At 69.2% G+C, this 22,598-nt stretch carries 23 protein-coding genes; 9 read left to right on the forward strand and 14 right to left on the reverse strand.

Going from position 1 to position 22,598, the window contains the following annotated elements:
* Positions 1-161: 161 nt before the first annotated feature.
* The 3 genes from ACFV4K_RS02815 to cofC form a co-directional block, all read right to left on the reverse strand.
* On the reverse strand, positions 162-1,124 hold the full coding sequence (locus ACFV4K_RS02815; RefSeq protein WP_379271566.1) for an NUDIX domain-containing protein: 963 nt from the start codon (positions 1,122-1,124) through the stop codon (positions 162-164).
* Positions 1,121-3,328, reverse strand: coding sequence for an RNA degradosome polyphosphate kinase (locus tag ACFV4K_RS02820; protein WP_379271567.1), 2,208 nt, complete (start codon positions 3,326-3,328; stop codon positions 1,121-1,123). The genes ACFV4K_RS02815 and ACFV4K_RS02820 overlap by 4 nt, the downstream gene beginning before the upstream one ends.
* A gap of 62 nt (positions 3,329-3,390) precedes the next feature.
* The gene (gene cofC, locus ACFV4K_RS02825; protein ID WP_379271569.1) at positions 3,391-4,107 is read right to left on the reverse strand and encodes a 2-phospho-L-lactate guanylyltransferase; all 717 of its coding nucleotides are present in this window, start codon (positions 4,105-4,107) and stop codon (positions 3,391-3,393) included.
* 213 nt (positions 4,108-4,320) lie between these two features.
* On the opposite strand from cofC, the gene ACFV4K_RS02830 reads away from it, so the two are divergent.
* The 3 genes from ACFV4K_RS02830 to ACFV4K_RS02840 all read left to right on the forward strand — a co-directional run bounded on the left by ACFV4K_RS02830 (position 4,321) and on the right by ACFV4K_RS02840 (position 6,882).
* Positions 4,321-5,316: an NAD(P)H-dependent glycerol-3-phosphate dehydrogenase gene (locus tag ACFV4K_RS02830; protein WP_379271571.1), complete on the forward strand. Its 996-nt coding sequence runs from the start codon at positions 4,321-4,323 to the stop codon at positions 5,314-5,316.
* 65 nt (positions 5,317-5,381) lie between these two features.
* Complete coding sequence (locus ACFV4K_RS02835) at positions 5,382-6,479, forward strand: D-alanine--D-alanine ligase family protein (RefSeq protein WP_379271573.1); 1,098 nt, start codon at positions 5,382-5,384, stop codon at positions 6,477-6,479.
* A gap of 106 nt (positions 6,480-6,585) precedes the next feature.
* Positions 6,586-6,882 (forward strand): DUF6191 domain-containing protein, encoded by a 297-nt coding sequence (locus ACFV4K_RS02840; RefSeq protein ID WP_379271575.1) that lies wholly within the window; start codon positions 6,586-6,588, stop codon positions 6,880-6,882.
* 27 nt (positions 6,883-6,909) lie between these two features.
* Here ACFV4K_RS02840 and ACFV4K_RS02845 read toward each other — a convergent pair whose 3' ends face one another.
* Positions 6,910-7,602, reverse strand: a complete 693-nt coding sequence (locus tag ACFV4K_RS02845; RefSeq protein ID WP_379271577.1) for a DUF3515 domain-containing protein — start codon at positions 7,600-7,602, stop codon at positions 6,910-6,912.
* A gap of 188 nt (positions 7,603-7,790) precedes the next feature.
* On the opposite strand from ACFV4K_RS02845, the gene ACFV4K_RS02850 reads away from it, so the two are divergent.
* Genes ACFV4K_RS02850 through ACFV4K_RS02860 form a run of 3 tightly spaced genes read left to right on the forward strand, consistent with a single transcriptional unit; the run spans position 7,791 to position 9,766 of the window.
* The gene (locus ACFV4K_RS02850; RefSeq protein WP_379271681.1) at positions 7,791-8,750 is read left to right on the forward strand and encodes a thiamine-phosphate kinase; all 960 of its coding nucleotides are present in this window, start codon (positions 7,791-7,793) and stop codon (positions 8,748-8,750) included.
* Positions 8,751-8,797: 47 nt separating this feature from the next.
* Positions 8,798-9,475, forward strand: coding sequence for a uracil-DNA glycosylase (locus ACFV4K_RS02855; protein ID WP_379271683.1), 678 nt, complete (start codon positions 8,798-8,800; stop codon positions 9,473-9,475).
* 33 nt (positions 9,476-9,508) lie between these two features.
* Positions 9,509-9,766: a hypothetical protein gene (locus ACFV4K_RS02860; protein ID WP_379271579.1), complete on the forward strand. Its 258-nt coding sequence runs from the start codon at positions 9,509-9,511 to the stop codon at positions 9,764-9,766.
* A 16-nt stretch (positions 9,767-9,782) separates the two neighbouring features.
* On the opposite strand, the gene ACFV4K_RS02865 is transcribed toward ACFV4K_RS02860, so the two are convergent.
* Both ACFV4K_RS02865 and rpmB read right to left on the reverse strand, forming a co-directional pair.
* A complete protein-coding gene (locus ACFV4K_RS02865; RefSeq protein WP_379271580.1) occupies positions 9,783-10,283 on the reverse strand; it encodes a GNAT family N-acetyltransferase in 501 nt (166 codons plus the stop codon).
* Positions 10,284-10,368: 85 nt separating this feature from the next.
* Complete coding sequence (gene rpmB / locus ACFV4K_RS02870; protein WP_011210730.1) at positions 10,369-10,560, reverse strand: 50S ribosomal protein L28; 192 nt, start codon at positions 10,558-10,560, stop codon at positions 10,369-10,371.
* Between the two features lie 284 nt (positions 10,561-10,844).
* On the opposite strand from rpmB, the gene ACFV4K_RS02875 reads away from it, so the two are divergent.
* Both ACFV4K_RS02875 and recG read left to right on the forward strand, forming a co-directional pair.
* Positions 10,845-12,722 carry a DAK2 domain-containing protein gene (locus tag ACFV4K_RS02875; protein ID WP_379271582.1) on the forward strand — a complete coding sequence of 626 codons (1,878 nt, stop codon included), beginning with the start codon at positions 10,845-10,847 and terminating at the stop codon, positions 12,720-12,722.
* Positions 12,723-14,990, forward strand: coding sequence for an ATP-dependent DNA helicase RecG (gene recG / locus ACFV4K_RS02880; protein WP_379271584.1), 2,268 nt, complete (start codon positions 12,723-12,725; stop codon positions 14,988-14,990).
* 4 nt (positions 14,991-14,994) lie between these two features.
* Here the strand turns inward: recG and ACFV4K_RS02885 are convergent, their stop codons facing one another.
* From ACFV4K_RS02885 to ACFV4K_RS02920, 8 genes are all read right to left on the reverse strand, one after another.
* On the reverse strand, positions 14,995-15,711 hold the full coding sequence (locus tag ACFV4K_RS02885) for a hypothetical protein (RefSeq protein WP_379271585.1): 717 nt from the start codon (positions 15,709-15,711) through the stop codon (positions 14,995-14,997).
* A 48-nt stretch (positions 15,712-15,759) separates the two neighbouring features.
* Positions 15,760-15,981, reverse strand: a complete 222-nt coding sequence (locus ACFV4K_RS02890; RefSeq protein ID WP_357097547.1) for a DUF397 domain-containing protein — start codon at positions 15,979-15,981, stop codon at positions 15,760-15,762.
* 251 nt (positions 15,982-16,232) lie between these two features.
* On the reverse strand, positions 16,233-16,604 hold the full coding sequence (locus tag ACFV4K_RS02895; protein ID WP_379271587.1) for a hypothetical protein: 372 nt from the start codon (positions 16,602-16,604) through the stop codon (positions 16,233-16,235).
* 23 nt (positions 16,605-16,627) lie between these two features.
* Positions 16,628-17,071: a roadblock/LC7 domain-containing protein gene (locus ACFV4K_RS02900; protein WP_357097543.1), complete on the reverse strand. Its 444-nt coding sequence runs from the start codon at positions 17,069-17,071 to the stop codon at positions 16,628-16,630.
* Positions 17,072-17,166: 95 nt separating this feature from the next.
* Positions 17,167-18,012: a hypothetical protein gene (locus ACFV4K_RS02905; RefSeq protein ID WP_379271589.1), complete on the reverse strand. Its 846-nt coding sequence runs from the start codon at positions 18,010-18,012 to the stop codon at positions 17,167-17,169.
* Complete coding sequence (locus ACFV4K_RS02910) at positions 18,002-18,394, reverse strand: hypothetical protein (protein WP_357097539.1); 393 nt, start codon at positions 18,392-18,394, stop codon at positions 18,002-18,004. Before ACFV4K_RS02910 ends, ACFV4K_RS02905 begins: the two co-directional genes overlap by 11 nt.
* Before the next feature lie 236 nt (positions 18,395-18,630).
* On the reverse strand, positions 18,631-20,052 hold the full coding sequence (locus ACFV4K_RS02915) for a short-chain fatty acyl-CoA regulator family protein (RefSeq protein WP_379271591.1): 1,422 nt from the start codon (positions 20,050-20,052) through the stop codon (positions 18,631-18,633).
* A gap of 217 nt (positions 20,053-20,269) precedes the next feature.
* The gene (locus ACFV4K_RS02920) at positions 20,270-21,484 is read right to left on the reverse strand and encodes a DUF445 domain-containing protein (RefSeq protein ID WP_379271593.1); all 1,215 of its coding nucleotides are present in this window, start codon (positions 21,482-21,484) and stop codon (positions 20,270-20,272) included.
* Between the two features lie 107 nt (positions 21,485-21,591).
* Between ACFV4K_RS02920 and ACFV4K_RS02925 the strand changes: the two genes are divergently transcribed.
* Entirely contained in the window at positions 21,592-22,503 is a 912-nt protein-coding gene (locus tag ACFV4K_RS02925; protein WP_379271594.1) for a helix-turn-helix domain-containing protein, read from the forward strand.
* Positions 22,504-22,598 lie beyond the last annotated feature (95 nt).

Genomic DNA, 22,598 nt, shown 5'->3' on the forward strand with positions numbered 1-22,598 from the left:
GGACGACACGTGAGACGGCCCGGCATCGCCGGGCCGTTTCGCATGTCCGGGGCCGGTAGGGGGCCGGAATCGGCCGTCCGGCGGGTGGATTCGGCCGGACAATGGCCGGTACGGCGGCGTTCCAAGGGTTCTGGGCGGCCGCCGGACGACAGATGACCCGGTCAGCCCTGGGGTAGGTCGGCGGGGACGAGAATGCGGTCGAGATGGTCCGCGGTGACCAGCCGGCCGCCGTGGAAGGACAGCACCCACACGCTCCCCTTGCGGTTGCGGGCCGGTGGCAGGCTCACCCCGTCCTCGGCGGCCCACCACTCCAGCAGATCCGGAATCACCTTGCCCTGACTGGAGATCACCCGCACCGATTCGGTGGAGACCAGGTCGCGGGCGCGTTTGCGGGCGGCATCGGGTGCTGCCGCGTAACCGGATTCGGAGAACAACGGCTCCAGTTCGATATCGACGCCCAGTTTTTCGGCCAGCGGGGTCACGGTTTGGACACAGCGTGATGGTGGGGCCGAGATGATTTCGGCCGCGCCGAAGGCGAGCAGGTTGGGCACCAGGGCGCGAGCCTGTGCGCGACCGGCCTTTTCGAGCGGCCGCAGGTCGTCGTCCCCGGCGTAGCGGTCGTTGCGCCCGGCCTTGGCGTGCCGGACGATCAGCAGGGTGGCGGTGTCGGCGGGCTGGCGCAGGAAATTGCGGATGATGGTGCGATCCATGGGATAGGAGACGGCGTCCATCACCCGGTCGAGGCGGTACCAGTGCAGGACGTCGACTTCCGAGTTGGACTCGAAGGCCCCGTCGACGACCTCGGCGGCCCAGTAGTCCACCCGCTTCAGCTTCCGATGACCCGGGATCGGATACGTCACGTGGCCGAGATAGCGCCCCAGGCGCGAATTCAGCCCGGTCTCCTCGGTGACCTCGCGCACGGCCGTGATCACCGGCGTCTCACCGGGATCCAGCTTGCCCTTGGGCAGCGACCAGTCGTCGTACTTGGGGCGGTGCACGAGGGCGATCTCGACGGCGTCGGTGCCCGGGGCGTGCCGCCACAACACCGCCCCCGCCGCGAGGATATTGGCCTTGACCGGTGGATCGGTGAATTCGGCGGCGGGGTCCTTGGTGGTTCTGCTCACTGGCGGTCCGGACGACGCAGCCGCATGAGGTACTCCTGGTGGTCCCGAATCTGGTCGGAGGGCACGTCGGGGCCGGGCTGGGCCTGCCAGCTGCCGTCGGGGCGCAGCACCCAGCAGCGGGTGGCCGCATGGGTGGCGGAGTCGAACACCTGTCCGAGCTGGTCGGCCAGGCGCGGATCCTTCACCTGTGCCAGCACTTCCACGCGCCGGTCGAGGTTGCGGTGCATCATGTCGGCCGAGCCGATCCAGTATTCGTTCTGGGCCTGGAAGTGCAGCACCCGCGAATGTTCCAGGTACCGCCCGAGAATCGAGCGCACCTGGATGTTGTCGCTCATGCCGGGCACGCCCGGGCGCAGGCCGCAGATGCCGCGCACCACGATCTCGACCGGCACCCCGGCCTGGGAGGCCCGGTAGAGCGCGTCGATGACCTGTTCGTCGACGATGGCGTTGGCCTTCACGCGGATTCGCGCGTCGGCGCCCTCGCGCGCCAGTTCGATCTCGCGTTCGATCCGCTCGATGATCCCGGCGCGGACGCCGACCGGGGCCACCAGCAGGTTGCGGTAGTTGGCCTTTCGCGAGTAGCCGGTCAGCGAGTTGAACAGGTCGGTGAGGTCCGCGCCGATCTCCGGTGCGGCGGTGAGCAATCCGACGTCCTCGTACAGGCGCGCGGTCTTCGGGTTGTAATTCCCGGTGCCGATGTGACAGTAGCGACGGATGGTGGCTCCCTCGCGCCGCACCACCAGGCAGGTCTTGCAGTGGGTCTTGAGCCCGACCAGGCCGTAGACCACGTGCACGCCCGCCTGCTCCAGCGCCCGCGCCCATTTGATGTTGGCCTGCTCGTCGAAGCGGGCCTTGATCTCGACCAGCGCCACCACCTGCTTGCCGGCCTCGGCGGCGTCGATGAGGGCGTTGACGATGGGGGAGTCACCGGAGGTGCGGTACAGGGTCTGCTTGATGGCCAGCACCTGCGGGTCGGCGGCGGCCTGTTCGATGAACCGCTGCACGCTGGTGGAGAAGGAGTCGTAGGGGTGGTGCACCAGCACGTCGCCCTCGCGCAGGGCGGCGAAAACGTTTCGGGGCGTTTCGCGTTCGCCGAAGGCGGGCGGGGTGGCGGGGACGTAGGGGGCGTCCTTGAGGTTGGGCCGGTCCACGCCGTAGACCTGCCACAGGCAGGACAGGTCGAGCAGGCCGGGCACCTGGATGACGTCGGCGGGGTCGACGTCGAGTTCGCGCAGCAGTAGATCGAGCATGTGCTCGGTCATGTCGTCGGAGACTTCCAGGCGCACCGGGGAGCCGAAGCGGCGGCGGGCGAGTTCGCGTTCGAGGGCCTGCAGCAGGTCCTCGTCGCGGTCCTCCTCGACCTCCAGGTCGGCATTGCGGGTGATGCGGAACGAATGCTGTTCCACCACTTCCATTCCCGGGAACAGCTGATCCAGGTGCGCGGCGATCAGCTCCTCCATCGGGAGGAAGGCGGCCATGGACGGGCCCTGCGCGGCGCCGGACGGGCCTTGTGCCGCACCGGATTCACGGTTGCCGGCGCGGCGGACCCGCACGAAGCGGTCCACATTGTCGGGCACCTTGACGCGGGCGAAGTGCTCGCCGCCGGTCATCGAATCCTTAACCGTCACGGCGAGATTCAGACTCAGGCCGCTGATGTAGGGGAACGGGTGGGCCGGGTCGACCGCCAGCGGGGTCAGCACCGGGAACACCTGATCCTGGAAATATCCGGACAGGCGTTCCTTCTCGCTGTCCTCCAGGTCGGCCCAGCGGATGATGTCGATGCCCTCGGCGGTGAGCGCGGGCAGCACCTGGTCCAGGAAGACGCGGGCGTGCCGCGCGGCGATCTCCTGGGTGCGCACCGCGATCATCTCGAGCTGCTCGGTGGGGGACAGGCCGTCGGCGGACCGCACCGACAGCCCGGTCTCGGCGCGGCGCTTGAGGCCCGCGACGCGCACCATGTAGAACTCGTCCAGATTCGACGCGAAAATGGCGAGGAATTTGGCCCGTTCGAGCAGCGGCTGCGACCGGTCCTCGGCCAGCGCGAGCACGCGGGCGTTGAAGTCGAGCCAGCTGAGTTCCCGATTGACGTACCGGTCCGCGGGCAGCGGCGCTATCGCGGTGGGCGGTGGGGTTGCCGCGGGCGGCGCCGCCGGTAGTAGCGGCGATTGCTTGACGGTTTCCGTATCGCTCACTCTCACGATCATTCCCTATGTCGTGGGTGTGGTGCGGTTCTGACACCGTCCAGTGCAGCGCAGATCACGCCGCGTCAGGACAGTGATGATTCGGCCCGGCACCCGTTCCCGGTTTCGTGACACGCTTGCGACACGCTGATTTCTCGGAGTAGCGCGCTGGTCGCCCGCCCGACGCCGAGCGCGGCGGCGCGCTCGAGATCCGCGGCGGTATCGACGTCCTGACGTAATCCAGGCCAATCGCCCGGCAACTCCACCGCGCCCCCGGCGATATGGCGGCGGGCGGAGTCCGGACCGAAGAGCGGGTTCAACGCGGCGGTCAGCGGATCGTCCCCGCCGCCGCGCACCAGCAGGGCGACGGTGCCGCTGCCCTCGTGATCGGTGACCACCGACCGGCGATGCCCTGCGCTCGCGAGCAATTCGCCCAGTTCGTCGGGACGCAGCGCGGGCAGATCCGCTTGCAGGGCAAGCAGATCGACCGGACCGTGCGCCCGCCGCACCGCGTCCGCGCCCGCGGCCAGCGCCGCGTTCAGACCGGTGGTGTGCGCGGGGACGACCTCGGGTTCGGGATGCACGAGCGCGCCGAGTTCACGAACCAGATCCGACACGGCCGGGTCGGGCGTCACGACGGTCACCGAGGCGATGCCCGGCGTGGTCGCGGCGGCGGTCACGGTGTCGGCCAGCATCGCCAGCACCAGCCGCGGCCGATATTCCGGACCCAGCCCATCACCCAGCCGACTCTTGGCGAGTCCCAAGCTCTTGACCGCGATGACCGCGTGCACGGACGGGTGCATGCCCGAATCCTCCCACTCCAAGATGACGGGCGCATGAGCGACCACCCGAGAGCCGGAAAACCCTCAGGTTCGCGGCCGAGCGCGGGGAGGCGGAGCGCTCGATTCTGGACTGCGCTCCACCGCCCCGCGCTTGGAGCGGGGGAGGGAAGAATCGAGACTTCGGGGCCGCGAACCCAGCCCGGAGCGAAGCGGAGGGCAAATTACTATTGTCTGATGGCAAGGGCAGCGGTGTTGGGAGCGGGGTCATGGGGGACCGCGTTCGCGAAGGTGTTGGCGGAGGCGGGAACCGAGACCACCATGTGGGCTCGGCGGCCGGAGGTGGCCAAGGTGCTGGCCACCGAGCATCGAAATCCCTGGTATCTACCGGATGTGGTGTTGCCGCCGCTGGCCGCGTCCGATGATCCGGCCGTCGTGCTGGACGGGGCCGACATCGTGGTGCTGGCGGTGCCGTCGCAGTCGCTGCGCGCCAATCTCGCGGTCTGGAAGGACCTGATTCCGGCCGATGCCACGCTGCTGAGTCTGGCCAAGGGCATCGAGACCGGGACGCTGCTGCGGATGAGCGAGGTGATCGCGGAGGTCACCGGCGCGGATCCGAGCCGGATCGCGGTGCTGTCGGGCCCGAACCTCTCGCACGAGATCGCGGCCGGGCAGCCCGCCGCGACCGTGATCGCCTGCCCGGACGTGGCGCGCGCGGAGGCGGTGCAGCACGCCTGTGCCACCGGCTATTTCCGGCCGTACACCAATTCCGACGTGATCGGCTGCGAGATCGGCGGGGCGTGCAAGAACGTCATCGCGCTCGCCTGCGGGATCGCCTCGGGCATGGGGTTGGGCGACAACTCGATCGCCACGCTCATCACGCGCGGGCTGGCCGAGATCATCCGGCTGGGGGTGGCGGTCGGCGCGGAGCCGGTGACGTTCGCCGGACTGGCCGGTGTCGGTGATCTGGTGGCCACCTGCACCTCGCCGCTGTCGCGCAATCGGTCCTTCGGGCACGCGCTGGGCGCGGGCGGCACCATGGAGACCGCCCTGGAGGCGACTCATGGCCAGGTCGTGGAGGGTGTGAAGTCCTGCACATCGGTGCGGGCGCTGGCCGCCGCGCACGGGGTGGAGATGCCGCTGACCAACGCGGTGCATCAGGTGTGCCACGAGGGGCTCTCGGCGGCGGAGGCGGTCGGGCAATTGCAGGGCCGCCGTCTGAAGTCCGAGTGAACCACCCCCGGTTCGGGACGACCGCGTAACACTTCCGCCACAATCGACCGGGTACGGTTCGGGGCATGACCAACAGGACCAGGGTGGCGGTAGTGTTCGGCGGCCGCAGCAACGAGCACGGGGTGTCGTGTGTGTCCGCGCGCACCGTGTTGGCGAGCCTCGATCCCGAACGCTACGAGGCTGTTCCGATCGGCATCACCCGGGACGGCACCTGGGTGCTCGGCGACGCCGATCCGCGGACGCTGTCCGCGCAGGATCGCGCGCTTCCCATGGTCGACGACAAGGGCACCGCGCTGGCGCTGACCGCGGATCCCTCGCGGGCGGGCGCGCTGGTACCGCTGGACGGCGCGCAGACCGTGCTCGGCGCCGTCGACATCGTGTTCCCGGTGCTGCACGGCGCGTTCGGTGAGGACGGCACCCTGCAGGGTCTGCTGGAACTGGCCGAACTGCCCTACGTCGGTCCGGGCGTGCTGGCCAGCGCGGCCGGCATGGACAAGGAGTTCACCAAGAAACTGCTTGCGGCCGAGGGTCTTCCGATCGGCGTGCAGATCGTGCTGCGCCCCGGCGTCGCGACCGTCTCCGAGGCCGACCGCGATCGCCTGGGCCTGCCGGTGTTCGTGAAGCCCGCCCGCGGCGGCTCCTCCATCGGCATCACCAAGGTGGACAGCTGGGATCTGCTCGACGCCGCCATCGAGGAGGCGCGCCGCCACGACCCGAAGGTGATCGTGGAGGCCGGGATCGTCGGCCGTGAGGTCGAGTGCGGTGTGCTGGAGTTCCCGGATGGCCGGGTGGAAGCCAGTGTGGTGGCCGAGATCCGGATGCCGGAGGACGACGCGCAGGCCCCCGACTTCTACGACTTCGACACCAAGTACCTCGACGACGTCTGCGAGTTCGACGTCCCCGCCAAGCTGGACGACGCTGTGTCCCAGGAGATCCGGGAGCTCGCGGTGCGCGCCTTCCGCGCCCTGGACTGCCAGGGCCTGGCCCGCGTCGACTTCTTCGTGACCGCCGACGGGCCGGTCATCAACGAGATCAACACCATGCCCGGCTTCACCTCGATCTCGATGTACCCGCGCATGTGGGAGGCCGCGGGGATCGACAACCGGACCCTGGTGAGCACCCTCATCGAGACCGCCCGCGCCCGCGGCACCGGCCTGCGCTGACTTCCCCGTCGACGGCCCGGTTCATCATTTCGGATGATGGACCCGGCCGTTCGCGTGCGACCGCGGGGCGACGCCGCGAGCCGGGTCCGCGCGTAGCCTCGACGGTGTGCTCGTCGCCCTCACGATTCCCGGTCTGGCCCTGCTGATCATCGCGGTGGCCTTCGCCGATGTCGCGTATCGCAAGCTGACCGGGCGCACCGCGCTGCCGTGGATGCGGAACGAGGAGGGCCGGGGCGCGGCGGCCATCGGCCTGGAACAGTTCGACGCGGCCTTCAGCTCCGGCAAGCGGCTGGAGATGGAGCAGCGGCAGTCGGTGCTCATGCACCGGGAGAATCCGGGCGACGGCGACGAGGGACCCGAGATCGATCTCACCGCCGGGAAGGCCACGCTCCGCAAGCTCTGAGCCACCCGGCTTCTCCATATATATCTGTCAGTTGGGGATCGGGTTCGGATCCATCGGCTTCTCGGGCATGGCCTTCTTGATGGCCTCCGAAACCTCCTGCAGCGGAGTCGCTCCGGCATTGTCGGGCATGGTCAGCGCGACATAGGTGCCGCGGTCCACGGCCCACCAGGTGCCGGAGGTGACGCCGCTGGTCTGGTCGCGCAGCTCGAACCAGTTGACCCCGTTCACCACCTGCAACGGCGAGGACTTGGTGAATTCCAGCGGCCGGTCCAGGCCGCAGCGCACCACGATGGCGTCGCCGCCGTCGGGCAGCTGCCAGGCGTGGGTGGCGGGCGGCGCGGGCTGCACCAGTTCGGCGGTGGTGTAGTCGCCGATCGTGTCGGGCAGCGCGGGGAGCAGCGCGGTGCATTCGGGTCCGGCGGCCGCGGGCGCGGGCACCGAACCGAGGGCCAGCGGATCGCGGCTGTGGTGCCGGTTGGCCAGCACGCCCATCACGATCAGTCCGACGACCAGGGCGACCGGCAGCGCGACGGCGGTGGCGATGAGCGCGGGCGAACGACGCATCTCGTACTCGGCGTCGGAGTCCCCGGCGTTCGCGGACTCCGGCTTCGCGTCGGCGTCGGCCTCGGTGGCGGGCGTCTCGGCCGCCGTGTCCTCGAGGGCGTCGGGCGCCGCCGCGTCGCTGTTTTCCGGTTCGGTGCCGCGGGTGTCGTTGCTCATCCGGTCGTCGATCCCCGATCGTGCCGTGCCGGGTGTGCGCGTCCTCGCGGTGTGCTGCCCGGCTGCTGGTCGTCGATTGCGGGTTCGAGGGTACCGTCGAGCGGTCGGCCGCTCGCATCACACTCGCCCCGAAGGAGACCGCCATCACCACCGCCAGCGATCCGCAGTCCGTTCCGGCTGCCCGCACCGTGGGCGAGCTCGGCGAGTTCGGGCTCATCGCGCTGGTGAACGCGGGGCGCACGCAGACGCCGGGCGTGCTGCTGGGCCCGGGCGACGACGCCGCCGTGATCGCCGCGCCCGAGGGCCGCTTCGTGGTGACCACCGACATGCTGGTGCAGGACCGCCACTTCCGGACCGACTGGTCGAGCCCGCAGGAGATCGGCCGCAAGGCCATCGCCCAGAACGCCGCGGACGTGGTGGCCATGGGAGCGGTGCCGAGCGCGTTCGTGGTGGGGCTGGGCTGTCCGGCCGAGACGCCGGTCGAATTCGTGCGCGCCCTCGCCGACGGGATGTGGGCCGAGGCGGGGCGGGCGGGAGCGTCCATCGCCGGCGGCGACATGGTGCGCAGCCCGCTGATCATCATCAGCGTCACGGCCTTCGGGGATCCGCGCCGCGCGCCGATCAAACTGTCGGGTGCGCGGCCGGGTGATGTGGTGGCGGTGGCCGGGCCGCTGGGGCATTCGGGTGCGGGGTTCGCGGTGCTGTCCGCGGGCACGGCCGGGAAACCCGAGTTCGTGGCCGTGGAGACGGAGTTCGCGGACGTGGTTGCCGCGCACCGGGTTCCGCGGCCCCCGTACGAGGCGGTGCTGGAGCTGCCCGATACCGCGGAGATCACCGCGCTCACCGATGTGTCGGACGGCTTGCTGGCCGACCTGGGGCATATCGCCGAATCCTCGCGGGTGGCCATCGATCTGGCGTCCGAAGCCCTGGCCGATCCGGAGCTGGAGGCGGTCGGCAAGGCGCTGGGCGTCAGCCCCCTGGACTGGATTCTGGCGGGCGGCGAGGACCACGCCTTCGCCGCGACCTTCACTGATTCGAGCGAATTGCCGGAGGGCTGGCGGCGCGTCGGCCGGGTTGTCGCGGGCGAGGGCGTGACGGTGGACGGAACCTCGCGAACCGGACCTGCCGGTTGGGATTCCTTCGCATAGCAGGGTCCGGTACCGCGATGGAACTCGACACGATAAGTTTTCCCGACATGGGCGCGAAACCACTGTCGGAAGTCATCGATACGGGCTGGGCCGAGGCCCTCGAACCGGTGGCCGACCGTATTGCCGCGATGGGTGAATTCCTGCGAGTCGAAAACGCCGAGGGGCGTGGCTATCTCCCGAAGGGGGAGAACGTGCTGCGGGCCTTCCAGCGGCCGTTCGACAAGGTGCGGGTACTCATCGTGGGTCAGGATCCGTATCCGACGCCGGGACATCCGGTGGGCCTGAGTTTCTCGGTGGCCCCGGATGTTTCGCCGATTCCGCGCAGCCTGACCAATATCTACTCCGAGCTGACCAAGGACCTCGGCCTGCCGATGCCGTCCAACGGTGACCTGTCGCCGTGGTGCGATCAGGGCGTGCTCATGCTCAACCGTGTGCTGACCGTGCAGCCGGGCCAGCCGGCCTCGCATCGCGGCAAGGGCTGGGAAGCGGTGACCGAGCAGGCAATTCGCGCGCTGGTCGCCCGGGACCAGCCGCTGGTGGCGATCCTGTGGGGCCGCGACGCGTCCACGCTGAAGCCGCTGCTGGGCGATACGCCGTACATCGAATCCGCGCATCCGTCACCGCTGTCGGCTTCGCGAGGATTCTTCGGATCCCGGCCTTTCTCCCGAACCAACGAATTGCTGGGTACCCTAGGGGCCGCGCCGGTCGACTGGCGTCTGCCGTAGCGCTGATCCGTTACCTGATTCAGGAGCATGTGTATGCAGAAGAAGACTGCCCGTGGTGTTTTCGTCGCTCTGGCCGCCGGTGCCGCGCTGGCCTCGGCCCCGGCCATCGCCAATGCCGAGCCGTTGACCCTGGACCCCTACGTCCCCGAGTCCACCACCTCGGTCAAGCCCGTCGGCAGCCTGCTCGACACCAATAGCGTGAGCGGACTCTCGTCCAACGTCACCTCGCGGACGGCATGCCTGCTGCAGTCGATCAGCCAGCAGGTGGATTGCCTCAACGGCGCGGCGTGACCCGCGGCGCCGGGCCTCACCCCGTCAGGGCCCGGCGCACCATCCGCACTTGCAGTGCGGGAGAGAAGGCTTCGACTCGGCGTTCGCCGTCGGGTTCGAAGCCGTATTTCGTATAGAAGGCCCGCGCGCGGGGGTTCTCCTCGAACACCCACAGCGCGATATCGCCGGTCTCCGGCAGCACTTCGTCCATCAGCGCCTGGGCCACGCCCGTGCCGTGGTAGGTCGCGCGGACGTAGAGGGCGCTGAGCTCGTATTCGGCGGCGGGTGATTCCTCGCGGTTCTCACCGCTGCCCGCGAAGCCGATGACGGTGCCGTCGTCGAGCACGGCGACCCGGATCCGGCCCGGGTACTCGAACAGGATCCGGCTCCACGCCGCCGCCCGCCGCTCCACGTCGAAGGCGTCGAGCACGTGCTGGGGCACCAGCCCCTGATACGCCTCCCGCCAGCAGGCGATGTGGCATTCGGACATGCTGTGGACGTACTTCGGTTCGAGTGGAACGACCTGCCACTCACCCATGATTGCCACCTGTCTCGCCCTCTGAACGACAAAAGCCCCGGTTCACCCATTCTGGGTGCCGGGGCTTTCGACGAAAAGCGCTTTGTCAGCCGCGAACGACCTTGCCCGCCTTCAGGCAGGAGGTGCAGACGTTCATGCGGCGGGTGTTGCCGGGGGCAACCTGGGCGCGCACGGTCTGGATGTTCGGGTTCCAGCGACGGTTGGTGCGCCGGTGCGAGTGCGAAACCGACTTACCGAAGCCGGGGCCCTTGGCGCAGACGTCACAGACGGCAGCCATAGTCGCGAGCTCCTTCATGTCATAGAGGGACCCGCTGCACGACGTACAGCGTGTCCGAAAGCCTAATGTCTTGGACCGTACCTACCGGCTGAGAGCCGGTGAACGCATGCCGATGCCTGAGCGAGCAGGACCGTGCCTGCGTGAGGCAACCGCCCAAGAGTAGCCAACCCGTCCCAGGCGTGTCCAATCAGGCCCCCGGTACCGGTCCCGTATGCGGTGTACGAACGCCAGGTGGCGGCGCGGTGTCGGTTGCCCCGACTAGGCTGGCGAGGGGATTTCACGACGTGAGCGGAAGGACGGTGACGGTGCCCGGGGTAGCGGACGCGCTCGACGGTATGGCCCTGTTGAACTGGGGTCGCCACACCCTCACCGCCCTGGAACGCCACCGGGACGAGATCAACGCCCTCAATGTCTTCCCCGTCGCCGACTCAGACACCGGCACCAACCTGTTGAGCACCATGCGGGCGGCCGTCGGCGGGGGCGAAGCCGCGGTCCGGTCGGGCACCGCCGCCCCGACGGGCGACTCCGACCTATCGGCCCGGGACATCGCCGCCGCCATGGCGCGGGCGGCGACCGTCGGGGCCCGCGGAAACTCCGGGATCATCCTGTCGCAGGTATTGCGCGGCATCGCGGACGCGGTGGCCGAGGGGCCGCTGACCGAGCGGGCGTTGCGGGTCGCGCTGCGGCAGGCGGCGCGGCTGGTGCGGGAGGCGTTGAGCTCACCGGTCGAGGGGACCATGCTCACCGTGCTGGACCGGGCCGCCGAACGCGCCGCCGATGCCACCGAGCGGGATCTGCTGGGTGTGGCGCTGGCGGCGGCGGACGGGGCGGTCAAGGCGCTGGGGGAGACGCCGACCCAATTGGGTGTGCTGGGCGAGGCCGGGGTGGTCGACGCGGGGGCGCGCGGACTGCTCGTGCTGTTGGACGAATTGGTGGTGGCGGCTGGGGGCAGCGCGCCCGCGCGCCCGGTGTACCGGCGGGGCGCGCCCGAAGGGCGGCCGTCCCGGATCCCGAACCGCGAGGCGCGGAGTCCGGAACCCGCGTCCGGGACGGGCGCGAAGAGTTCCGGCTCCTCGGCTTCACCGAGCCGTTCCGGATTCTCGGCGGTAGAGGACGAGTACGGCCTTGGTGCGGCCGATCCGGACGGCGATCACGTCGATCATCCGGCGGCCGCGCACGCCTCCGGTGCATCATCCGCATCGAATTCCGTTGCGGCGGTATCGAATTCGGGTGCGCATGCGCTGTGCTCCGCGATCGGCGGTGGTGTCCCGCACTACGAGGTGATGTTCCTGGTGCGCGGGACCGAGGAGCAGCGCATCGGCGAGCTGCGGGATCGGCTGGGGGCGCTGGGGGATTCGGTCGTGGTCGTGGGTGACGGCGCGGAAACCTGGTCCGCGCACGTGCATTGCGGGGACGCGGGCGCGGCGGTCGAGGCCGGGCTGGCGGCGGGCGCGTTGAGCGGGATCCGGATCGAGGTGCTCGACGATTCCGGGCACAGGCCGGCGGGGCGGGTCGATCGCGCGATCCTGGCGGTGGCGTCGGGGGTCGGGGCGGTGCGGTTGTTCGAGGACGCGGGGGCGGTCGTGATCGAGGGGGCCGTCACCTCGGAGGTCCTGCTCGAGGCGATCCGGCGCATTCCGCATCGGGAGGTGCTGGTGTTGCCGAACGGGGCCCTGCCCGCGCACGAGCTGGTCGCGGTGAGTGTGGCGGCGCGCGACGGGCAGCGCGAGGTGCTGATGCTGCCGTGCGGGTCCATGGTGCAGGGCCTGGCGGCGCTGTCGATGCACGATGCCGGACGGGCCGCGGCCGATGACGCGTTCGCCATGTCGGAGGCGGCGGCCGGAACCCGGTGGGGTGCGCTGCGGGTCGCGCCGGAACGCGCGCTGACCATGGTGGGGATGTGCGCGGCGGGCGACGGGCTCGGATTGGTCGGCCACGATGTGGTGGTCATCGATTCCGATGTGCCGGCCGCCGGTCGCACGCTGCTGGACCGAATGCTGGGCCTGGGTGGGGAATTGGTGACCATGCTCCTGGGCGATGATGCGCCCGAAGGACTTTCCGACGACTTGACCGCGCATGTGGCGGCCGGCTTCCCGGGTGTGGAAGTGGTGGTGTACCCGGGCGGTCAGGCCGGTGACCTGGTGCAGATCGGGGTGGAATAGATGGCGACGCTGGCTGATCGGCTCGATCACGTGCTCGGGGTGAAGGCGGCGGAATCGCTGCAGGAGCACTTCGACATGCAGACCGTCGAGGATCTGTTGCGGCACTATCCGCTGCGCTACGCCACCCAGGGGCAGCCGCTCACCGAGGAGCAGCCGGAGGAGGGCCAGCACATCACGGTGATGGGCCGGGTCACCAAGACCGATCTGCGCCCGATGAAGAATCGCCGCGGCAGCCTGCTCAAGGTGAACCTGGACACCGGCGGCCCGCGCCCGGTGGAGATCACCTTCTTCAATGGCGACAAGGTCCGCTATCTGGTGAAAGACGGTGTGCGGGCGATGATGTCGGGCACCGTGCACTGGTGGCGGCCGGACCGCTGGAACCTCTCGCACCCCGACTATCTGATCCTGCCCGAACAGGGCGAGTCGATCGAGAACCTCACCTCGGTGCGCGGCGGCGGCGCGCTGCGCGGCCTGGCGCAGACCGCGAAAGGCGCCGGGGGAGTGGATGTCTCGTTCTTCGAGCGCGAGTTCATCCCGGTCTATCCGTCGACGGCGAAGGTGCAGAGCTGGGATCTGCTGCGCTGCATCCGGCAGGTGCTCGATCAGCTGGACCCGATCGACGACCCGCTCCCGGAATCGCTGCGCACCGAGCATTCGCTGCTGCCGGTGTCGGACGCGCTGCGCCTGATCCACCTACCCGAGCACAAGGCCGATATCGAGGCCGCCCGCGGCCGGCTGCGGTTCGACGAGGCGATGGCCCTGCAATTGGTGCTGGCCGAGCGCCGTCATCAGACCGAGGGCCGCACCGCCAAGCCGTGCCCGGCGCGCACCGACGGCATCGCCGCCGCCTTCGACAAGCGGCTGCCGTTCGAGCTGACCGAGGGGCAGCGCGCGGTCATCGACGAGATCTCCGCGGACCTGTCGCGTCCGCACCCCATGCACCGGCTGTTGCAGGGTGAGGTGGGTTCGGGCAAGACCATCGTCGCCCTGCACGCCATGCTGCAGGTGGTGGACAACGGTCAGCAGTGCGCGCTGCTCGCCCCCACGGAAGTCCTTGCCGCCCAGCATTATCGGTCGCTGTCGAAGATGCTCGGCGATCTGGGCACGGCGGGGGAGCTGGGCGCGGACGAGAACGCCACCAAGATCGTGCTGGTGACCGGTTCCATGTCGGCGGGCCAGAAGAAGGCCGCCCTGCTGGACGCGGTGACCGGTGACGCCGGTCTGGTGATCGGCACCCACGCCCTGATCCAGGACAATGTGGAGTTCTTCGACCTGGGCATGGTGGTGGTCGACGAACAGCACCGGTTCGGCGTGGAGCAGCGGGATGCCCTGCGCGCCAAGGCGAAAGGTGCGGCGAGCCCGCACCTGCTGGTGATGACCGCGACCCCGATTCCGCGCACCATCGCCATGACCACCCTCGGCGATCTGGAGACCTCGGTGCTGACCCAGCTGCCGCGCGGCCGGTCGCCGATCACCTCGAAAGTCGTTCCCGCCAAGGTGAAACCGGCGTGGGTGGATCGCGCGTGGGAGCGCATCCACGAAGAGGTGTCGCAGGGGCGGCAGGCGTACGTGGTGTGCTCGCGCATCGGCGACGAGGAGGAGAACGGGAAGGGCAAGGGCCGCAAGGCGAAAGCCGAGGAGGAGAAGGAAGGCCCCACCACCCATTCGGCCGTCGACATGTACGAGATGCTGGCGGCGGGCCCGTTCAAGGACCTCCGCGTGGGCCTGTTGCACGGCCGGCTGCCCGCGGACGAGAAGGACCGCGTCATGCGGGATTTCAACGACGCCGAGATCGATGTGCTGGTCTGCACCACGGTGGTCGAGGTCGGTGTCGACGTCCCGAACGCCACCGTCATGGTGATCGTGGACGCGGACCGCTTCGGCGTCAGCCAGTTGCATCAGCTGCGCGGCCGGGTCGGTCGTGGCAAGCACGCGGGCCTGTGCCTGCTGATCACCGAGACCAATCCGATGGGGACGGCCATGGCCCGGCTGGAGGCGGTCGCGGGCACCACCGACGGTTTCGAACTCGCGGTCCTGGATCTCAAACAGCGTCGCGAGGGTGATGTGCTGGGGTCGGCCCAGTCCGGAACCGCCCGCAGCCTGCGCCTGCTGTCGCTGCTGGACGACCTCGAAGTCATCACCGCCGCACAGGAAGTGGCGCGCGAGATCGTGTCCTCGGATCCGGGTCTGAAGAACCATCCGGGTCTGGCGGGCATGATGCGCGCGGCGGTGGACGGCGAACGTCTGGAGTATCTGGCCAAGTCCTGACGGACTATTCGGCGGTGGCGTCGTCGGGAGTCAGCCCGGCGAATTCGCGCCACCGCGCCATTTCCTCCTCGTGCGAGCCGGACAGCGTGGCCTCGGTGACGTCCACCGCGGCGGCGTCGTCACTGTCGCCGTCGCGGGTGAGCAGCATCAGCGGCCAGCTCGGTTCGTCGGTGGCGGCGGGGCCGAACGGCTGCCAGTCCCAGGGTCCGCCGAAGCGCCAGGCGCGGCCGGCGGAGTCGGCGACCTCGTCGCCCGGTTCGAGGAAAGCGTAGGGGCGGAACCGCAATTCGACGGTCCGGGGGATGCCGTCGTCGGGATCGAACACCGGTTCCTGATCGGTTGCTCCGGGCTCGTCGGCGAGACCGGCACGCAGGTAGGCGATCTCCCGGCGCGGCCGGGGCAACCGGCCGGTCACGCGCGGCGGTTCGTGCTCGCGCAGCCCGGTCACGCGCACCAGGGTCGGCGGAATCCCGACCCGGCACGGCGCGTCGGCGGCGAGTTCGCCGTCGGCGGGCCGGATTCGGAACAGTTCGTGTTCCCAGCCGGGTGCGCCGGGTCCGGCCGGCACCGTGACGACGCCGTTCCAGCCGTCGCCGTCGGGATCGTCGGCCCACCAGGGCCATTCGACGCGGACCTGGTCCGCCGTCAGCTCGGTGACCCGTGCCGCGGTGAACGGACAGGACAGCTCGAGGATGTCACCGACCCGGTATTCGAACGCCACAGCCACCGAACCTAGCCCGTCCGTGGCGTGGACGTCCCATTCGCCGGGCTAAACGGCGGCGGGGAATTCGTCGGCCTTGACGCCCTCGATGAAGGATTCCCACTCGCGCACGGTGAAGAGCAGCACCGCGCCGTTGCTACCCTCCTTGCTGTGGGCGACCACGATGCCGCGGCCGGGCCAGTAGCCGACCTGCACGCAGCTGCCGTTGGCGCCGCCGACGGTGCTGGTCCGCATCTGCAGTCCGTCCGGCAGATCTGCCTTGGTAGTCATGAGCGGGTTCCCTTCGTCCTTTCACAGTCGGGTTCGGACGCGAGGCGAAGAAGAGCAGCCGGGGTCCTCGATGCGGGACAACGCCGTCTGGCATCGGCTGACGCGGTTCAGACTACCGGCTCGGTGCTGGAAGTGTGCCCGGTATCGGCTGTCAAAATGGTGATCCGTCATGGGGATTCACAATGGTGTTCGCCCGTACGGGGATCCGGCGAATTCGCCCGTACGGGCACCCGGGTTCGGCGCGGAACAGGTCACACCTCGAGGTCTTCCTCGATGCCCTTGAGGCGGTGGCGGGCCATGGCCAGGTTGGCCCGGGCGCGGTCGAGCGCCAGATACAGGAACAGGCCCTTGGATTTCCGTCCTGTCATCGGCCTGATGATGTGATACTGGCTGCTCAGGGTGATGAGGACGTCCTCGATCTCCTCCTTGAGGGCGAGCTGGTCGATGGTGCGCATCTTGGCCCGCACCACCTCGGTGTTGCCCGCGGCGGCGACCTGGAGATCCAGCGCCTTGGAGCTGCCGAGCATGCCGAGCGCCATGCCGCTGTTGTAGTCGACCACGGCCGCGCCGATCGCGCCGTCGATCACCATCATGTCCTTCAGTGCGATATCCATGTTGGACATGGGGTTTCCTTTCAATCGGTGTTTCACTTGGGGTTCGAAGTCTGTGTTCCGGGCGGCAGCGCGGCGGCGGGATCGGCGTCGCCGGTGACGGCCGCGAGATGGTCGGCGATGGCCCGGGCGGTGGGCCGTGATTCCAGGTGCACGCGGCCGATATTCGTGCCGGGCCCGGCGAGGACGGTGAGCGAGGCGGTCCAGCCGACCGCGTAGATGACGACGTCGCCGCTCTCGCCGTGCACCACCACCTCGTGGAAGCCGCCGCCGTGCGCGGTCGCGGCGAGCCGGTGTGAGAGCGAGAGCTGTGCGGCGGTGAGCGCCGCCATGCCCGCCGGCTCGATGTGCGCGGGCAGATCATGTGCGATGAGCAGCCCGTCGGTGGACGCCACCAGCGTGCCGGTCAACTGCGGCACCCGGTCCCGCAGCGCCTTCAGCTCCCTGTGTACCTGCGTGTTCGGTTCTGGGCCGGACATCGCCACTTTGGTCAACCTTCCTATCAATTCGCCGAGCCGCCTTCGCCGCGCGGTCACGCGAGCTCCTCCAAGGCCGCCTCCCTATCCGTTCGCGGTCATGCCAGTTCCTCCAGTGCCGCCCGTAGCCGGATGAGGACGTCCCGGTCGGGCGGTTCCCAGCGGTCGGGGACGGCGACCGCCGCGGCCTGCCGCACCCGGCGGCGCAGCGGCGGGGCGGAATTCGTTGCCGCCGCGGAGTTCTCGTCCGGGGCGGCGGATCGTTCGGCCGGTGGCCGGTCCGGCTCGGTGACGGCGCCGATGTGGTCGGCCAGGGCCACCGTGACCGGCGCCTCGATCAGCCCCGCCGCGGTGAGTTCGCGCACCGCGAGCAGGCAGCCGTAGGTGGTGCGGCCCAGGTCCTCGGCGAGCGCGGTGATGCTGCGGCGGGCGTCGACCGCGGCGAGCACCTCGGCCTGGCCGCCGGTGAGCACCACCCGCCGTCGCTGCACCCGTCGCACCGGGACCACGGCGACGCGATCCACCAGCTCCACCGGCCACACGCCCGCGGTCGGGTCGCCGCGGCGGGCGCATTCGTGGATCAGCGCGCCCGGGGTGATCCGGCAGGCGTGGGCCAGCCAGTGCCCCGGCCCTTCCCGGAACTCCACCCGGGCGGGTGCGGCCAGCAGTAGGTAGGCGGCGTCGAAGACCGACAGCAGCGCAAGGGTTTCCAGCCGCGGGCCGGTCGGTAGCTGGTCGGGGGTTCCGGACCGGGCGCGGCGCCAGCCCTCGGCGTCGGTGAGCCCGGCGGTTATCGCCAGGCGATCGAGTCCGGTGGTGCGCCGGCAATCGGCGGCCACGATCGCGCCCTCGGCGAGATGAAATGCGCCATCGCCCACGGTGAGCACGCCGGTGCCGCGTTGCTGTTCCAGCCGCCGCAGTTCGATGACGAGTTCACTGTCCATGATCATCCTCGGAGAATTCGGCGAGAATAATCCGCAGCTGGTATCGGGCCATGGCGAGATTGCCGGTGTCGCCGTCGAAGAGAACGTGCACGAAAAGCCGTCCGTCGAAATCGCCGTCGATCAAATTCAGCAGGTGATATCCGCCGGTTCCGCACACGATGATCTCGGTGATGTCGTCGCCGGGGCGGCCGGTGGCCATGGCCGGCGAGGTGAGCACCGAGCGCACGACATCGGTTGCGGCAGCTGCGTCTTCGTGTTGATCGACGACGTCGTGGCGACCGGCGGCGGCGATGGCCAGCCCGCTCGCGCCGTCCACGAGGGTGACGCTGCACGCACCGGGAATGTCCATGATGCGTTTGAGGCATCCGTCGATACCGATCACTGCCGCCCACCGCTTGTTCCGAGAAATCTTCGAGCGAATCCAGACGCTACACAGGATGCGCGGGAGATGGGGAGCAAACGCCGGATTAATCCGGGTAACTCATGATTTTCCAGGTGTGCGATCAAGAATACTAGACAGTATTAATACCTTTCGGTATTTGATGCAATCGGGCGAAATGGATATCCAAATTGGATGAGGGCAAGCATGATGCAAGCCCCGCTTCCGGCTCACCGGCCTCAGCGGGGCATACGGGGGTACGGCAGATCCGAACTGGTGTGCTCGTCGATCGCCAGTGGCCGCCCGATCTGCGGGAAGGCGCGCTGGGCGCAGGACGGGCGCTCGCACACCTTGCAGCCCGCTCCGATGGGTATCGCCGCGGCGGGATCCTCGATCTCCAGGCCGCGTGAATAGACCAGACGGTCCGCGTATTCGATATCGCAGCCCAGTCCGATGGCGAATTCGCCTCCCGCGCCGCCGAACCCGCTCGGCGTGGGTGCGGTGGTGCGGGTCACCCAGAGGTAGCGCCGCCCGTCGGGCATGGACGCCACTTGTGACAGCATCCGGCCGGGCTGGTCGAACGCCTCGTGCACCACCCACAGCGGGCAGCTGCCGCCTACCCGGGAGAAGTGGAAGGCGGTGGCGGACTGGCGTTTCGAGATATTGCCCGCCCGGTCGCTGCGGATCAGGAAGAACGGCACCCCGCGCTGCCCCTGGCGTTGCAGCGTGGCCAGGCGGTGGCAGACGGTCTCGAAGCCCACCTCGAAGCGCAGGCCCAGCAGGTCGATGTCGTAGTGCAGTTCCTCGGCCGAGCGCAGGAACTTGCCGTAGGGCAGGATCAGCGCGCCCGCGAAGTAGTTGGCCAGCCCGATCCGGGCCAGCGTGCGGGATTCGCCGCTGAGGGCGGGGTTTTCGTCGAGCACCTCGTCGAGCAGGGCGCCGTGCAGCAGGAAGGCCAGGGTGGCGGCGATCTGGAAGGCGCGCTGGCCGGGCCGCAGCCGGCGGGCCAGGGTGAGGGTGCGGGTCTCGGGTTCGTAGTGGCGCTTGGGGATGTTCGGGTCGGCCCCGTCGCCGCGCACCAGGACGGTGACGCCCGCGCGTTCCTCGGCCACCCGCGCCAGCTGGCGGTCGAGCGAGCCGATGTTCAGCCCGCTCTCCTCGAACAGCCGCTCGGCGGCCAGATCCAGCTGGGCGATGTGATTGTGGTGGTCGTAGAAGAAGTCGCGCACGTCCTCGTAGGGCATCGCGACGCCGGGCGTGCCGGTGGGGGTGGCCACCTTGGAGGACAACAGATCCAACTGGTCGGTCGCTGCCCGTAGTCGGCGATGCATGGCCACAACGATTTTCGCGACCTCGGGCATGCGGGTGGCCAGATCCTCGACCTCGGCCACCGGCGCGGCATTGCCGCCCGCGGCCTCCACCAGGATCTCGTGCAGGTCCGAGACCAGCCGCGCGTCGGAGTCCGCGGCGAAGAACTGCACGTCCAGGTCGAAGGTGGAATTCAGTTTGAGCAGCACCGGAATCGTGAGCGGTCGCTGATCACGCTCGAGCTGGTTGAGGTAGCTGGGCGACAGGTCCAGGGATTTGGCCAAGGCCGCCTGGGTCATCCGCCGTTCCTCGCGCAACCGCCGTAGTCGGGCCCCCGCATACATCTTGCGCACGTGGGGGATGGTACCGATTCGGCTTCGCAAACATCGCAATTTGAGGAGACTCACGGTGATTTCGCCGATGCTGCGTGGTACTTCACCGTGCCGTCCAGCATGCGTAGCATGCGAATTCGAGACTACCGGCGGTTTTGCGGGCGAGTGCCCATCGTACGACCAACGCCACGCCGACGGGCTGGAACGGTGGTCGGAATGTGCCCCGAAATCGGCGGGCTCACCCCAGAATCAGGTGAACCTGGAGTTCGCCGACCAGGAATCCGAGCACCGCGCCGATCGCGACCAGCTTCCATTCGTCCTGTTTGAAGGCGGGTCGCAGCAGGCCCTCGTACTCGTCGTCGGACAACTGCTTGGTCTTCTCGATGACCAGACTGCGGACATCGAGGGCCTCGATGGCGTGCTGGTCGAACCCGGAGTGGGCGGCGGCCTTGATGTGGTCGAGGACGAAGGTGACCGCGTCGCGTTCGATGGCGGTGTAGCTGTCGCCGGCGACCATCATGACCAGCGGGCGGGCCGGGCCGGTCTGCAGTTCCAGGAACTCGCTGACGTGGCGGCTCAGCAGGGATGCCAACCGGTCGGCTCGTTCGCCATTGAGAACGGCCTCGAGAATGCGTGCGGGGGTGAGGATCTCGGTGGCGATGAGATCGCCGTAGTCGGTGCAGACCTGCTCGCGGCGCTTGTGGAACAGGCCCTGCCACTTGAACGGGCCAATACCGACCGGACGGATCGGGCGGAAGATCATCTGCAGCGCCAGCCAGTCGGTGAGCAGGCCGGTGAAACCGCCGAACGCGGGCATGAGCAACGGATTGTGCGTCAGCGACCAGGTGAACATCTGCACGAAACCCAGCACGGTGCCGAAGATCAGCCCGGAGCGCACGATGAAGCGCAGCTCGTTGTTGCCGACCCGGCGCACCATCTCCACCAGCAGCGACTTGTCGTCGACCAGGGCGTTGATGGCCATGCCGCGCAGGTCCATCACCTGGTCGATATTGGTGCGCAGGTCGAAGACGATGTCCTCGATCAATTGCGGCAGATCCCGTTGCGCGCGTTCGATGATGGCGCGTTGCGCGGCCTCGGGCATGTTCACCCACAGCCGCGGCTGATGCTTCATCATCATGGCGCGCACCATGTAGTCGACGCCCGCGTCGAGGGGTTCGCGCAGGCGCGTGGTGAGTTCGCCGATGTCGATGCGGGCGATGATGTCCTGCGGATCGATCAGCTTGCCGAACATGAGGTCCACGGCGATGGTGGCCATGCGCGGCGCGGAACGGGGGATGACGCCCTGCCAGCCCAGCCACGGCGGGATGCCCTTGAACTCGAGCGGTTTCATGAGCATCTGCACGGCGACGATCTTGGTCACCCAGCCGATGAGCGCCGCGACGAGCGGGATGGAACAGTACAGCAGCCAGTGGTCGGCGAAATCCGCGATCACGACCCGCTCGGCCCCTGTGCCCTGGTTGCCATGCCCTGCTCCTCGATGCGACTATTCGTACCCAGCCGTACGGCTATTTGTGCCGCGGCTCAGGCTAGGAGACCGTGGTGCCCACAGGCAAGACCGAGAGTTCGCCCCCCACCCAGCGTGTGGTGGCCATCGTGGAACTGCTCGCCGCCCAACGCGACTCGCTCACCGCCGCCGAGATCGCCGACACCCTCGGCCTGAACCGCTCCACCGCGGGCTCCATCCTGGCCGCCCTGGCCGACCGCGGCTGGGTCCGCCGCCTCCCCGATCTCAGCTACGAACTGGGCGGCCGCCTCGCCGCCATCGGCGCCCGCGCCGCCGCGGGCCGTCATGATCGTGCCTGGTTGGAGCGCGAATTGGAGGAATTGGCCGACCGCGTCAATTGCGGCGCGGCCCTCACCGCGCTCAGCGGCGGCCACCTCAAATTCGTCGCCGTCACCCGCGACCGCCTCACCATCGGCATGGAATCCGGTGTCCGCATCCCCCTCCTGGCTCCCGCCGGCGCCGCGATCATCGCCCACACCGGCAAGGCCCGCCAACGCGACTGGCTCGACACCCGCGGCACCGAGCGACGTGACGAATATCGCGCCGTCCTCGACACCCTCCGCGCCGCGGGCTACTGCGCCTGGCGCCTCGAACCCGACAGCCTCCCCGGCCTCCGAGTCCTCTCCGACGTGGCCACCCACCTGGCCGAACACCCCGGCGACAAGGACCTCCGCGGCCGAGTCCTGGCCCAGCTGGCCACTTTCGGCGGCAGCGCCTACGACCAGCCCACCTTCGACTCCGACGCCACCCTCCCGCTCAGCTATATGAGCGCCCCGGTCTTCGACGACAGCGGCCACGCCGTCATGGAACTCCAGATCGGCCCCCTCCGCCCCGACGTAACCCGCCCCGAACGCCGCCACTACCTGGCCGAACTCTCCGCCGCCGCCCGCCGCATCGGCGACGGCCTCGAATCCGTCCCTTCCCGCACGCCCCGCCGCCAAGCCTGAGCTAACGGCTTGGTCGAGCGGTCTCGGGCGGCTCATGTGACCAGCTGACACCGACGTATCCACGCGCGGCGGGGCGGGTTGGCGCAACCCATCCG

The organism is Nocardia sp. NPDC059764, from assembly GCF_042732555.1.
Taxonomy (GTDB): domain Bacteria; phylum Actinomycetota; class Actinomycetes; order Mycobacteriales; family Mycobacteriaceae; genus Nocardia.

What these genes read in the sequence shown, in the direction of transcription:
- ACFV4K_RS02855 (WP_379271683.1), top strand. Translation starts at nt 8,798, where the DNA reads ATGGGCGCGAAACCACTGTCGGAAGTCATCGATACGGGCTGGGCCGAG.
- ACFV4K_RS02830 (WP_379271571.1), top strand. Translation starts at nt 4,321, where the DNA reads ATGGCAAGGGCAGCGGTGTTGGGAGCGGGGTCATGGGGGACCGCGTTC.
- ACFV4K_RS02865 (WP_379271580.1), bottom strand. Translation starts at nt 10,283, where the DNA reads ATGGGTGAGTGGCAGGTCGTTCCACTCGAACCGAAGTACGTCCACAGC.
- cofC (WP_379271569.1), bottom strand. Translation starts at nt 4,107, where the DNA reads ATGCACCCGTCCGTGCACGCGGTCATCGCGGTCAAGAGCTTGGGACTC.
- ACFV4K_RS02895 (WP_379271587.1), bottom strand. Translation starts at nt 16,604, where the DNA reads ATGTCCAACATGGATATCGCACTGAAGGACATGATGGTGATCGACGGC.
- ACFV4K_RS02860 (WP_379271579.1), top strand. Translation starts at nt 9,509, where the DNA reads ATGCAGAAGAAGACTGCCCGTGGTGTTTTCGTCGCTCTGGCCGCCGGT.
- ACFV4K_RS02845 (WP_379271577.1), bottom strand. Translation starts at nt 7,602, where the DNA reads ATGAGCAACGACACCCGCGGCACCGAACCGGAAAACAGCGACGCGGCG.
- recG (WP_379271584.1), top strand. Translation starts at nt 12,723, where the DNA reads ATGGCGACGCTGGCTGATCGGCTCGATCACGTGCTCGGGGTGAAGGCG.
- ACFV4K_RS02905 (WP_379271589.1), bottom strand. Translation starts at nt 18,012, where the DNA reads ATGGACAGTGAACTCGTCATCGAACTGCGGCGGCTGGAACAGCAACGC.
- rpmB (WP_011210730.1), bottom strand. Translation starts at nt 10,560, where the DNA reads ATGGCTGCCGTCTGTGACGTCTGCGCCAAGGGCCCCGGCTTCGGTAAG.
- ACFV4K_RS02835 (WP_379271573.1), top strand. Translation starts at nt 5,382, where the DNA reads ATGACCAACAGGACCAGGGTGGCGGTAGTGTTCGGCGGCCGCAGCAAC.
- ACFV4K_RS02900 (WP_357097543.1), bottom strand. Translation starts at nt 17,071, where the DNA reads ATGTCCGGCCCAGAACCGAACACGCAGGTACACAGGGAGCTGAAGGCG.
- ACFV4K_RS02890 (WP_357097547.1), bottom strand. Translation starts at nt 15,981, where the DNA reads ATGACTACCAAGGCAGATCTGCCGGACGGACTGCAGATGCGGACCAGC.
- ACFV4K_RS02820 (WP_379271567.1), bottom strand. Translation starts at nt 3,328, where the DNA reads ATGATCGTGAGAGTGAGCGATACGGAAACCGTCAAGCAATCGCCGCTA.